The sequence below is a fragment of the Marinobacter bryozoorum genome (assembly GCF_023156245.1).
Taxonomy (GTDB): domain Bacteria; phylum Pseudomonadota; class Gammaproteobacteria; order Pseudomonadales; family Oleiphilaceae; genus Marinobacter; species Marinobacter bryozoorum.
The window spans coordinates 96,297-108,868 of record NZ_JAKZAH010000003.1 but is presented as its reverse complement, the minus strand read 5'-3'; the positions used below and the strand labels follow the sequence as shown (position 1 = coordinate 108,868).

12 protein-coding genes are annotated in these 12,572 nt (G+C 60.8%); 4 read left to right on the top strand and 8 right to left on the bottom strand.

Features of this window, described 5'->3' with window-relative positions; translation table 11 throughout:
• Nucleotides 1–197: 197 nt before the first annotated feature.
• Both MLC59_RS02880 and MLC59_RS02875 read left to right on the top strand, forming a co-directional pair.
• Nucleotides 198–611, top strand: coding sequence for a ParD-like family protein (locus MLC59_RS02880; RefSeq protein WP_248230701.1), 414 nt, complete (start codon nt 198–200; stop codon nt 609–611).
• Nucleotides 601–1,170, top strand: a complete 570-nt coding sequence (locus MLC59_RS02875) for an ATPase (protein ID WP_248230700.1) — start codon at nt 601–603, stop codon at nt 1,168–1,170. The genes MLC59_RS02880 and MLC59_RS02875 overlap by 11 nt, the downstream gene beginning before the upstream one ends.
• Before the next feature lie 96 nt (nt 1,171–1,266).
• On the opposite strand, the gene MLC59_RS02870 is transcribed toward MLC59_RS02875, so the two are convergent.
• The 8 genes from MLC59_RS02870 to MLC59_RS02835 form a co-directional block, all read right to left on the bottom strand.
• Nucleotides 1,267–2,160 (bottom strand): hydroxymethylglutaryl-CoA lyase, encoded by an 894-nt coding sequence (locus MLC59_RS02870; protein ID WP_248230699.1) that lies wholly within the window; start codon nt 2,158–2,160, stop codon nt 1,267–1,269.
• 2 nt (nt 2,161–2,162) lie between these two features.
• Nucleotides 2,163–4,169, bottom strand: coding sequence for an acetyl/propionyl/methylcrotonyl-CoA carboxylase subunit alpha (locus tag MLC59_RS02865; protein WP_248230698.1), 2,007 nt, complete (start codon nt 4,167–4,169; stop codon nt 2,163–2,165).
• Complete coding sequence (locus MLC59_RS02860; protein WP_248230697.1) at nt 4,166–4,960, bottom strand: enoyl-CoA hydratase-related protein; 795 nt, start codon at nt 4,958–4,960, stop codon at nt 4,166–4,168. The genes MLC59_RS02865 and MLC59_RS02860 overlap by 4 nt, the downstream gene beginning before the upstream one ends.
• Before the next feature lie 10 nt (nt 4,961–4,970).
• A complete protein-coding gene (locus MLC59_RS02855; protein WP_248230696.1) occupies nt 4,971–6,578 on the bottom strand; it encodes a carboxyl transferase domain-containing protein in 1,608 nt (535 codons plus the stop codon).
• Nucleotides 6,579–6,585: 7 nt separating this feature from the next.
• Complete coding sequence (locus MLC59_RS02850) at nt 6,586–7,752, bottom strand: isovaleryl-CoA dehydrogenase (protein WP_248230695.1); 1,167 nt, start codon at nt 7,750–7,752, stop codon at nt 6,586–6,588.
• Between the two features lie 27 nt (nt 7,753–7,779).
• Entirely contained in the window at nt 7,780–8,172 is a 393-nt protein-coding gene (locus MLC59_RS02845; protein ID WP_248230694.1) for a MerR family transcriptional regulator, read from the bottom strand.
• A gap of 79 nt (nt 8,173–8,251) precedes the next feature.
• On the bottom strand, nt 8,252–8,902 hold the full coding sequence (locus MLC59_RS02840) for a transglutaminase-like cysteine peptidase (RefSeq protein WP_248230693.1): 651 nt from the start codon (nt 8,900–8,902) through the stop codon (nt 8,252–8,254).
• Nucleotides 8,903–8,917: 15 nt separating this feature from the next.
• A complete protein-coding gene (locus tag MLC59_RS02835) occupies nt 8,918–9,577 on the bottom strand; it encodes a type II secretion system protein N (RefSeq protein ID WP_248230692.1) in 660 nt (219 codons plus the stop codon).
• Between the two features lie 198 nt (nt 9,578–9,775).
• Between MLC59_RS02835 and gspE the strand changes: the two genes are divergently transcribed.
• Both gspE and gspF read left to right on the top strand, forming a co-directional pair.
• Nucleotides 9,776–11,284 carry a type II secretion system ATPase GspE gene (gspE, locus tag MLC59_RS02830; RefSeq protein WP_282450818.1) on the top strand — a complete coding sequence of 503 codons (1,509 nt, stop codon included), beginning with the start codon at nt 9,776–9,778 and terminating at the stop codon, nt 11,282–11,284.
• Nucleotides 11,284–12,495 (top strand): type II secretion system inner membrane protein GspF, encoded by a 1,212-nt coding sequence (gene gspF, locus MLC59_RS02825; RefSeq protein WP_248230691.1) that lies wholly within the window; start codon nt 11,284–11,286, stop codon nt 12,493–12,495. Before gspE ends, gspF begins: the two co-directional genes overlap by 1 nt.
• Nucleotides 12,496–12,572 lie beyond the last annotated feature (77 nt).

Here is a 12,572-nt window from a genome sequence, read left to right as displayed (position 1 = left end):
GTTCTGGCCCGGTCCGGAGGGTCGTGCCGGCTTCCGGTCCCGGCTGGGGCTGCCGGGTGATCCCCCGGTAGGGTTGTGGGCAGTATAGAGGGCTGAACAGTAAAAAGGCAGAGGGAGGATAACCGGCGCATCGACTGTTGCAAAACGCAACACCTGTGGTAATCTGAATCATGCAATCCAGAATGTCAGGAGGCCCCATGACTACTCCCGTACGGCTTGAAGATACCCTGGTACGCCATGCAGCGGCGGAGGCGCAAGTCCATCGGCGGTCCACGCCCAAACAGATCGAGTTCTGGGCCGAGATCGGCCGGGCGGTTGCCGGTGAGGTGAGCGCTGAAGATCTGATTGCCATCAGTCAGGGTATACGCCGGGTGCGAGTGGAACCGGTGGTGCCTGAACCGGTCACCGGGGACGATATCTGGGCAGAGGTTGAGGCTGACCGCGAGTCAGGTTCGTTGTCCCGCCACATCACCAGCGGCCGTATTGTTTACCAGGCCTCCGAGCGACGCCCGGGTTACCTTGAGGCCATTTACCCGGATGGGCAGAGAATTACCGGACAGTTCCGCAATGGCCGTTTCGAGCCACTGAGCGGACAGGACCATGCAGCCTGAGTTGTGGCTGCTAGCTGGAGGTAATGGCGCCGGTAAATCAACGTTTTACGAACGTTTCTTAAAGCCGAGGAATATCCCCCTTATCAACGCGGACAACATCGCCCGTACCCTGTGGCCGACTGAACCGGAAGCCCATAGCTACGAAGCCGCCCTGATCGCTGAGAAAGAACGGTTCCGGCTGGTTGAGGAAGGACAGACCTTCTGCTTCGAGACGGTATATTCACATCCGTCAAAGCTCGACTTTATTGCCACTGCCAAGGCGGCGGGGTTCCGCATCCACATCTTCTATTTCCACCTGGGCGATACCGGACTGCATAACGCCCGGGTTGCGTCCCGTGTGCAGGCCGGCGGTCACGATGTTCCCGAGTCGAAGGTAAACAGCCGCGTTCCGAGAACCTTCTCCAATATCCGGGATTCCGTGGGGTTGGCGGACGAACTTCACCTGGTGGATAACTCCAGTACCATCAAACCCTACGTCCGGATTGCCTCCTGGAAGGACGGTGCCTGGGAAGTCTTTGTGAAGGACGTGCCCGAGTGGGCATCCCGGGTCATGGGGTAACCACGGGGCCCTGGCCAGGAAAGATGCCCACCGGCTGCGCCGGCTTCAACGCAGGCACCGGGACCGAAAGCGGTGCTGCTTCCGGTACGGCATGGGTCAGGCCGTCAGCGCCTTGCCGGTGCGAGAGGGGTTGTCCCTGGACAGGACCTGACAGATCGAAGCACCCAGGTCAGCGACCTTCTGCAGGTTGACGCCTGTTACGAAGCCTTCCCCCTCCAGGAGGTAAAGCACATCTTCGGTGGCTACGTTGCCGGTTGCCCCCCGGGCGTACGGGCAACCGCCCAGTCCGGCAACGGCCGAGTCGAATATGCGGATGCCACGCTCCAGCCCCGCGGTGATATTGGCGATGGCCTGACCATAGGTGTCGTGGCAGTGCAGGGCGAGGATATCGGTGCCGGTATCCGGAATGATGGCATCCAGCAGGGCATGGATTTCCCGCGGGCGGGCGACACCAATGGTGTCCCCCAGGGAGATTTCATCCACGCCAAGGTCCAACAGGCGCTGGGTCACGTTGGCGACCTGTGCGGGTTCAATGCGGCCCTCGTAGGGGCAGCCCACCACACAGGAAACATAGCCCCGGACCCGCCGGCCGGAAGCCCTGGCGCCCTCAACCACCGGTCGGAACCGTTCGATACTCTCTTCGATGGAGCAGTTGATGTTCTTCTGGTTGAAGCTCTCGGAGGCTGCGGTAAACACGGCCATGACTTCGGCCGGTGTTTGCAGCGCTGCCTCCAGCCCCTTCAGGTTGGGGACCAGTACCTCTGCTGTGACGCTGGCGGGTTTTTGAATGAGGGACATAACCTCATCGGTACCTGCCATCTGGGGTACCCACTTCGGGGAAACAAAGCTGCCAGCCTCGATACGCTGGTGGCCAGCCGCCACCAGCGCATTGAACCATGCCGCTCGCTGTGCCGGCGAGACCGGGGGTTTCTCGTTCTGAAGCCCGTCACGCAGACCGACTTCCACCAGGGTTACCTTGTTGTCTGCCATGATCAGCCCTCCGGTTTTTCCAGGGTAATAAGTACCTGGGCCGCTTCCACGTTACTGTCAGTTTGACAGTGAACGGCTTCCACAGTGCCATCAAACCCGGCTTTGAGGGTGTGCTCCATTTTCATGGCCTCCATGGTCAGCAGGGCCTGGCCAGCCTTTACGGCTTCTCCCGGCGTGCAGAGTACCGCTGTAACACGTCCGTGCATCGGGGCGGTGAGCTCGGTTTCATCCGCAGCGGCGCCCTGGGCCACTTCCGGATGATTGACCCTGGCTTTCCAGGTTGCGGCGTCGGCAAAGACGGCAAGTTCATCACCACGGGCTGCGCCACCAAGCCGGATCCGGCGACCAGACAGGCGGACTTCAAGGGCACCGTCATCCATCCGGCCCCAGCGGACGCGGGTCTCTTCATCATCCATGGACACGATAAGGTGCCCATACACCTTTCCGACACGGAGCACCTGGTAGTGACCGTGGTAGCGCTCACCCCCCAGATCCAGCTCGAAGGGCTGCCAATGTCTGTCACCGGCACGGAAGCCCGTCAGTCGGCTCCAGACATCCCGGCTGTCGCAACAGGTGAGGGCGCCCACGTCATTGAGCCAGGCAACCAGGCTGAGACGCTTGCGTGCCCAGGGCGTAAACAACGGCCTGGCGAGATCCTCCTCATGGATCTCTACGAAACGGGTGGTGAGTCGGGCGTTGGCGAAGTCATCGTGCCGCAGTACTCGGCTCACATAGTCTGTATTCAGGACCACACCGTCGGTGTGGTAACGGTTAAGCGCCTCGACCAGGTTGATCCTGGCCTCATCCCGGTCTTCGCCGAATGTGATCACCTTGGCCAGCATGGGGTCATACCAGGGGGTGACCTCCAGCCCCTGCCGGACGCCGGAATCAACCCGGACCGTCCCGCTTTCGGCTGGCTCCTGCAGGGTGTTCAGTCGTCCGGTCTGGGGTAGGAAACCGTTGTCCGGATCTTCCGCGTAGATCCGGGCTTCCATGGCGTGCCCCTGACAGCGCAGGTCTTCCTGGTTCCAGGGCAGACGCTCACCATTGGCGATGCGAACCTGCCACTCCACCAGGTCCAGGCCGGTGACCATTTCGGTAACCGGGTGCTCCACCTGCAGGCGGGTGTTCATCTCCATAAAGAAGAACTCGTGGCTTTCCGGTTCGTACAGGAATTCCACCGTACCTGCGCCAACGTAGCCGATGGCTTCCCCGCAGCGCACGGCCGCCTCGCCCATCGCCTTGCGAACATCATCCGGAATGCCCGGGGCCGGTGCCTCCTCGATGATCTTCTGGTGCCGGCGCTGAACCGAACAGTCCCGGTCGAACAGGTATACCCCCTTGCCATGCTGGTCAAACAGCACCTGGACTTCCACGTGGCGGGGCGTTTCCAGGTAGCGTTCGAGGAGCAGTTTCGGATCACCAAAGGACGAGCTGGCTTCACGCTGGGCAGCTTCCACCTGTGCGGTCAGCTCAGCAGCATCCCGCACGACCCGCATACCCTTGCCGCCACCGCCGGCACTGGCCTTGATCAGCAGCGGATAACCGATGCGGTTTGCCTCCCTATGGAAGACATCGGTGGCCTGGTCCTCGCCGTGGTAACCCGGCACCAGCGGCACGCCGGCCTCTTCCATCAGGGCCTTGGCAGCGCTCTTGGAACCCATGGCAGCGATGGCACTGGCAGGAGGACCGATAAAACGTAGCCTGGCCTTCTCGCAGGCCGCGGCCAGGTCGGTGTTCTCGGAGAGGAAACCATAACCCGGGTGGATGGCATCGGCGCCACTGGTGCGGGCGGCTGTGATGATCTTTTCGATGTCCAGGTAGCTCCTGGCGGCTTCCGCCGGACCGATGTTCAGGGCTGTGTCCGCTTCCAGCGCAAAGGGGGCGTTTGCGTCCGCATCCGAGTAGACGGCTACAGTGCTGAGCCCCATGGCTTCCGCAGTTTTGAAAATCCTCAGGGCTATCTCGCCCCGGTTTGCTACCAGTATTGACGTTATGTTGTTGCTCATGAGGTTACCGCCCAGTCAGGAGTCCGTTTTTCGAAGAAGGCCGCAAGGCCTTCCTGCCCTTCATCGCCGGTGCGCAGGCGGGCGATGACTTCGGCGGTGTATTGAATAATGTCATCGGAAACAGCACCGCCGGAGACCGCGGATACCAGTTCCTTGCCGGCGGCCATTGCCACCGGACCGTTGCGAAGCAGGGCGGTGATCAGCTCCTCCGCCTTGCTGGCGAGCTGGTCTTCAGGAACACATTCATGGATCAGGCCCAGCTCCAGTGCGCGCCCGGCGCGGATCACCTCGGCGGTCTGGAAGTAGCGGCGGGCATGGCGCTGACCAAGGGTGCGCACCACGTAGGGGCCGATTGCCGCCGGGGTAATACCCAGCCTTGCCTCGCTGAGGCAGAACTGGCTGCCCTCGGTACCAATGGCAATGTCGGCGGCACAGATAAGGCCCAGGGCTCCACCGTAGGCCGCGCCCTGTACCAGGCACAGGGTGGGGCGGTCGAGCCGGTCAAGGGCCTGCATCAGGCCGGCCAGCCGACGGGCGTCTTCCACATTCTCCCGCTGGGTTAGTTCAGCGGTGCGTTTCATATAGTTCAGGTCGGCACCGGCAGAAAAATGCTTACCCTCACCGGCGAGGACTACCACGCGGCATTCCGGGTTCTCGCCGGCGGTTTTGATGGCATCGGTCAGTTCGGCAATGATGCGGTCATCAAAGGCGTTGCGCTTGTCCGGACGGTTCAGGGTGATCCGGGTGACGCCACGGCTGTCAGTGGTGCTGATAACGGCGGATTCGGTCATGGGGCTCTCCTTACATCCGGAACACGCCGAAGCGTGTGTCTTCGGCCGGTGCGTTGAGTGAAGCAGTAAGGGCCAGGCCCAGGACGTCGCGGGTATCGGCGGGGTCAATCACCCCGTCGTCCCAGAGTCGGGCAGAGGCGTAGTAGGGGCTGGACTGTTCTTCGAACTGGTCGATAATAGGCTGCTTGAACGATTGCTCTTCCTCGTTGCTCCAGCTCTTGCCCTTACGTTCGAGCCCGGTACGCTTGACGTCCGCCAGCACGCCGGCGGCTTGTTCGCCGCCCATGACGGCAATGCGTGCATTGGGCCACATCCACAGGAAGCGGGGGTTGTAGGCGCGTCCGCACATTCCATAGTTACCTGCGCCAAAACTGCCACCGATGATGACGGTGAATTTGGGAACACGGGCGCAGGCGACCGCGGTGACCATCTTGGCGCCATTCTTGGCAATGCCGCCATGTTCGGCCTGCTTGCCTACCATGAATCCGGTTATGTTCTGCAGGAATATCAACGGAATACCCCGCTGACTGCAGAGTTCGATGAAGTGCGCGCCCTTCAGGGCTGACTCCGAAAACAGAATCCCGTTGTTGGCCACGATACCCACCGGATGGCCATACAGGTGGGCAAAGCCACACACCAGGGTAGTACCGTAACCGGCCTTGAATTCATCAAACTCCGAGCCGTCCACCAGGCGGGCAATGACTTCCTTGACGTCGTAAGGGGTGCGCAGCTCAGCCGGGACCACGCCGTGGAGTTCGCCAGGGTCGTAGAGCGGTTCCCTTGCCGGATGGGTGGTGAGCTTGTTCTGTTTGGAGTGGTTGAGGTTGGCGATGCATCGGCGGGCGCGCTCAAGGGCTTCCTCCTCGGTGTGCGCCAGGTGGTCGGCGACACCGGAAATATTGCAGTGAACGTCGGCACCGCCCAACTCCTCTGCGGACACGCTTTCACCGGTGGCGGCTTTCACCAGCGGCGGGCCCGCCAGGAAAATCGAGCTCTGCCCTTTAACCATGATGCTTTCGTCTGCCATGGCAGGTACATAGGCACCACCGGCCGTGCACAGCCCCAGTACCACGGCGATCTGGGGAATGCCCTTGGCGGACATGTTGGCCTGGCGATAGAAAATGTGGCCAAAGTGCTCCGCATCCGGGAACACTTCATCCTGCTGGGGCAGGTTGGCACCGCCTGAATCCACCAGGTAGATGCAGGGCAGGTGGTTTTCCTCGGCAACGGTGAGGGCGCGAATGTGCTTCTTTACCGTCAGGGGGTAATAGGTACCACCCTTGACCGTGGAGTCGTTGGCAACGATCAGGCACTCCACACCCTGAACCCGGCCGATGCCGGCGATGATCCCGGCAGCGGGCACGTCGTCGTCATAGACGCCATCAGCCGCCAGGGGGGCGATTTCCAGGAACGGTGAGCCCGGGTCCAGCAGGCGGTTGACCCGCTCGCGGGGCAGCAGTTTGTTGCGGCTTCGGTGGCGTTCCTGGACTTCCTTGCCGCCGCCCTGGGCAGCCCTTTCGAGGCGTGTGGCCAGGTCATCGACCAGCGCCTCCATGGCTTCCCGGCGTTGCCGGAACTCGTCCGACTGGGCATTGATGGTACTGTGGATAATTGCCATGGCGACCTCAGTTGGATTCCTTGAACAGTTCGCGACCGATCAGCATGCGGCGTACTTCCTGGGTGCCGGCGCCAATCTCGTAGAGTTTTGCGTCCCGCAGCAGGCGACCAGTGGGGTAGTCATTGATATAGCCGTTGCCGCCCAGGATCTGGATCGCTTCCAGGGCCATCTTGGTGGCCCGCTCGGAGGTGTAGAGAATGGCACCGGCGGCGTCCTTGCGCGTGGTTTCACCCCGGTCGCAGGCCTGGGCCACGGCATACAGGTAAGCGCGGCTGGCCGCCAGTTCGGTATACATATCCGCGAGTTTGCCCTGGATCAGCTGGAACTCCCCGATGGGCTGGTCGAACTGCTTGCGCTCGTGGACGTAGGGCACGACCACGTCAAGGCAGGCCAGCATGATTCCGGTGGGGCCGCCTGAGAGCACCACGCGCTCGTAGTCCAGGCCGGACATCAGTACCTTTACCCCTTCGTTTTCCTTGCCGAGGATGTTCTCTTCCGGCACTTCCACGTCTTCAAAGATCAGCTCGCAGGTGTTGGAGCCCCGCATGCCCAGCTTGTCCAGCTTCGGTCCGCGGGAGAACCCTTTCCAGTCGCGCTCCACCAGGAAGGCGGTGATACCCCTGGGGCCACCCTGGGGATCGGTCTTGGCGTAGATAACATAGGTGTCAGCGTCCGGGCCGTTGGTGATCCACATCTTGCTGCCGTTGAGGATATAGCGATCGCCTTTCTTGTCGGCTCGCAGTTTCATGCTGACAACGTCGGACCCGGCGTTGGGTTCGCTCATGGCGAGCGCCCCGATATGTTCGCCACTGACCAGTTTGGGCAGGTATTTCTGTTTCTGGGCGTCGGTGCCATTGCGGTGGATCTGGTTAACACAGAGGTTGGAGTGGGCCCCGTAGCTGAGGCCGATGCTGGCGCTGGCGCGACTGATCTCTTCCATGGCGATCACGTGGGCGAGGTAGCCCATGTTGCTGCCGCCATATTCTTCACTGACGGTCATGCCCAGCAGACCCATGTCACCGAGTTTTGGCCAGAGGTCATTGGGGAACTGGTTGTCCCTGTCGGTCTTGTCGGCGACCGGGGCGATTTCGTTCTGGGCGAAGCGCTGCACCTGGTCCCGGAGGGTGTCCAGGGTTTCGCCGTGGTTGAAGTTGAGGGTGGTGTACTGGCTCATTGTTTTTGTGCCTCTGGTTATCGGGAGCTAGTTGATTGTTAGAGTTGCACCAAGGGCCTCACGGCACTTGGCCTCTGCTTCGTCAAGTTCTTCCTGCATCAGGCGGATGTCGTGTAGTTGTGCTTCCAACTGTTCACGTCGTTTCTGAATTTTGGATAACAACGCATTGATTTGATGTCGGTTATCAGAATCCGGGTCGTACATTTCGATAAGCTCCCGGGATTCCGAAAGACTGAACCCCAGGCGTTTGCCCCGAAGGATCAGTTTGAGCTTGACCCGGTCGGCGTCGCTGTACAGCCGGGTCTGGCCGTCCCGGATGGGACTGAGCATGCCGGATTCTTCGTAGTAGCGGATGGTGCGGGTGGTGATGTCGAATTCCCGCGCCAGGTCGCTGATGGTGTAGTGCGCTGGTGAGGCCATGGTCTTGTTCTTTTGCAGTTTACGTTAACGTAAACCAAACTCTATACCTGCGCAAGGGTTGTCCATTAGCAGTAACGGGTTATTTCAAGACGTCGATGAGGCGATCCTGCAGCGAGCGCCAATGGCGCAGCTGTTCGGCATCGCCGGAGCGCCTGGTGCGGTTGCCGCGTATGCGCCAGAGTCCTTCGCCGTTGAAGCTGTAGACGGGTTCCAGGTCGTCCCTTTGCGAAGCCGGGCGGATCTGGTTGATTAGATTATCGAGAATGAGCGGGTCAGCGTCCGGCGTCGGGTACCAGGCAACGACCATGTGGGCCTGGTTGAGTTCCAGGGCTTTGACGTAGACGATACGAAGCTGGTTATCCGGTACCCCGAGTGATCGCAGGGTGAGGTATTTGGCGATGGAGAAATCTTCGCAGTCGGCGCCATTGGTGGCCAGCATTTCCACCGGGGTCGCCCAGTAATCTTCCTGGTCCCAGTGTTGCAGGTCGCTGACGAACGGAGTGCGGTTGAAGAAGGAGTTGACCAGTTGTACCTGGCGCCTGGTGGGGGCGGGTTCGGCAAGCTTGTGGAGTCGCTCCCAGTTTTCCAGCCTGGCCCGGGCTTCCAGGCCGTATTCCTGCTGAATATATTGCAGCAGGCCCGGGCCCAGCTCTAACGCAGTGGCAACGGCGGCGAACAGCAGGGCCATGAGCAGGAAACTGCGTCTGGCCGCCTGCCGCGTGATTGCCATGGAGTTACCTCAACGTTATTGGTCCTTCAGCCGTTGACGAAGTTCTTCGAGCCGCTGGCGGATTTGCTGGCGACGTTCGTCGGTGGCCTGGGGTGTTGCCATGGCCCGGGACTGACCGCTGACCTGGTTTCCGCCGCCAGCGTCGGGCTGGCCATTGGACTGGGCTCCGTTATCAAAGGCTGCCAGCTCCATGCCCCGGGAGTCGTCCGTCTCGGGGAAGTACAGGTTCTCCAGTTTACCGCTGCGTTCAATGATGATGCGGTTGGCATGCACTGAGCGAAGCCTGGCATTCCCTGGAAGCTCATCACCAATGATATAGACCTCAGTGCGGTTTCTGTCATCCTCAACCAGGGCGCTGCCGGGCATGTCCTCGGTGCCTGCCAGTACCCCGCGCAGGAAAAGGCGGAGGTTGGTTTCGGGGAGGTCTTCCGTGTCCTGGTCGGCAGCAAGGGCTTCCGGGTCCGCCCGGCCAAACATTTCAATGCTGGCGAGTGGTACCTGTGGTTGCTGTTGTGAAGGCGTCGCGTTACGGGCCGGCTGGGCCGTTGTTGGCTGGCCATCCAGGGCCTGTTCCTGCTCCCAGAACCGATAACCCTGCCAGGCCAGGGTAGCCACCATGGCAGCAGCGAGTATCAGTGCAGTAATCGCGGGCAGTCTGGCGCTGAGAGCAGGCATGGCTATCCTTAATTTCCGAGGTCCTGAACGCTCATCACAATGTAACATCTTGTTGCCGATTATAGTGTATTGAGTTATTCAGGGGGCGCCAAAACCTGTGGTAGCCTTCACACCTACAGGGAATAATAAGTGGAACGATGCTCAGGGAGGCAGGTCTCAAATCCTGACGTCGGTTCTGAACAAAACACGGGGACTGCCTTGACTACTGAAACGCACATCCAGCCGCAGGATGCTCCGCTGGGACGCCTTCCGTTCACGTTCGCCAAGCGTAATGGTGTCATCCTGACCCGTAAGGGTACCGGTGAGCCCGTGATCCTGGTCCGTCCCGGAGCCCCTCGCAGTGCCCTGGCAGAAGCCAACCGTATCAGCGGGGGGCATGCCACTTTCGAGTCTATCGAGGCTGGTGCATTTGATGAGGCACTCAACAATGCCTACCAGAACGACTCCGCCGAGGCCATGCAGATGGTGGAGGGCATTGGCGATGATATGGACCTGGCTTCGCTGGCTGAGTCGGTACCGGAAACCGAAGACCTGCTGGAACAGGAAGACGACGCACCGATTATCCGCCTGATCAACGCCATTCTCACCGAGGCCGTGAAAAGCGGCGCCTCTGACGTTCACATTGAAACCTATGAGAAACGCCTGGTGGTCCGCTTTCGGGTGGACGGCGTCTTGAGGGAAGTGGTGCAGCCAAAACGGGCCCTGGCACCGCTGCTGGTGTCCCGGATCAAGGTTATGGCCAAGCTGGATATCGCCGAGAAACGGGTCCCCCAGGATGGTCGCATCGCGCTGCGGGTGGCCGGCCGTGAGGTTGATATCCGGGTATCCACCATGCCCTCGGCCAGTGGCGAGCGGGTGGTGTTGCGCCTTCTGGACAAGCAGGCCGGTAACATCCGGCTGGAATCCCTCGGCATGAAAGGCCGTGACCTGGCCTTGCTGCGCAAGATGGTCAAGCGTCCCTATGGCATTCTGCTGGTCACGGGGCCGACGGGCTCCGGTAAATCCACGACGCTCTATGCCGGCCTGCAGGAAATCAACGATCGCAGCCGCAACATCCTGACCGTCGAAGATCCCATCGAATACAACCTGCCGGGCATTGGCCAGACTCAGGTCAACGCCAAGGTAGACATGACCTTCGCCCGAGGTCTGCGCGCCATTCTGCGCCAGGATCCGGACGTGGTGATGATTGGTGAGATCCGGGACCTGGAAACCGCCGAGATTGCCATCCAGGCTAGTCTCACAGGTCACCTGGTGCTTTCCACCCTGCACACCAATACCGCGGTGGGGGCGATCACACGTCTCATGGATATGGGCATTGAACCATTTCTGATTTCCTCCAGCCTTGTGGGCCTGGTGGCCCAGCGGCTGGTCAGGGTGCTCTGCCAGGACTGCCGGGAGCCTTATGAACCCTCGGCCGAACAGTGCGAATTTATCCAGGCCGACCCGGCCCATCCTCCGACCATTTACAAGGCCCGCGGCTGCGAGCACTGCAATAGCCTGGGCTATAAGGGGCGGATCGGTATCTATGAGGTGGTGGAGATCACCGACGCCATGAGCTCCATGATTCACAAGCGGGCAGGGGAACTGGACCTGGAAAAGGTCGCCCGGGAGGCCGGCCCGAGCATCCACGCCGATGGCGTCCAGAAGATTCTTGACGGTGTTACCACGGTGGAAGAAGTACTCCGTGTGACCCACCGGAGCCGTTGATGCCAGCCTTTGACTACAAGGCGCTCGACCGGCGCGGCAAGCAGGCCAGTGGCGTTATCGAGGCGGACAGCGCCAGGGCGGTGCGTCAGCAACTTCGAGAAAAGGGAATGGCGCCGCTGGCGGTGGAGCCTGCCACCGAGAAACAGGCCAAGGGTTCCTCTTTCGGTCGCCGGGGCAGCCTGGGTGCGGCTGACCTGGCCCTCGTTACCCGGCAACTCTCAACCCTGATCCAGTCCGGCATTCCCATAGAGCAGGCCCTTTCGGCAGCGGCCCAGCAGTCCGAGAAGCCGGCCATGAAGAGCATGCTGATAGCCATCCGGGCCAAGGTCATGGAGGGCTACACCCTGGCGGATAGCCTCGGCGAGTTTCCCCGTGCGTTCCCCCGCCTTTATCGGTCCACGGTCGCCGCAGGCGAGCACGCCGGGCACCTGGACCTGGTGCTCAGCCGACTGGCGGACTACACCGAGGCAAGGCAGGAGGCCCGACAGAAAATCCAGCTGGCTGCGATTTACCCGATCATCCTGAGCGTTGTCGCCATCGCCATCGTGGTATTCCTGTTGACCTATGTGGTACCGGATATCATTGAGGTATTCGTCAAGCAGGGCCAGGAGTTACCCGCACTTACCCGGGCCATGTTGTCCGCGTCAGATTTCCTGTCGAATTATGGTATCTGGTTGCTGCTCGCGCTGATCATTGGCGCAGTTGCCTTCAGTTTTTCGCTTCGATCCGAGGGTAACCGGCGACGCTTTCACAAGGCATTGCTGGACATGCCCCTGCTGAAAGGTATGGTTCGCGGGGTGAATACCGCACGCTATGCCAGCACTCTCAGTATCCTGACAACCAGCGGTGTGCCGCTGGTGGAGGCCATGCGCATTGCCGGTGAGGTCCTGGGCAACGACCATCTCCGTGCGCGGCTGCGGGACGCTGCCCAGGCTGTTTCGGAAGGGGGAAGCCTCAACAAGGCCCTGGAGCAGACCGGTTACTTTCCGCCGATGATGCTTCATATGATTGCCTCCGGTGAGGCCAGTGGTGAACTGGACAGCATGCTGGAACGCACAGCGCGGATGCAGGAAAACACCCTGCAGTCGAAGATTGCCGCCATGGTCGGTCTGTTCGAACCCCTGATGCTGCTGGTAATGGGGGTGGTGGTGCTTATTATTGTGCTGGCCATTATGTTGCCGATCCTGAACATGAGTAATCTGGTGGGGTGAACCACAAGGGGGTTCCTGCCAGGCGGAGATAACAACAAACAAGCTGTCAAAAGCTGAGACTGAACTGCAAAGCAACC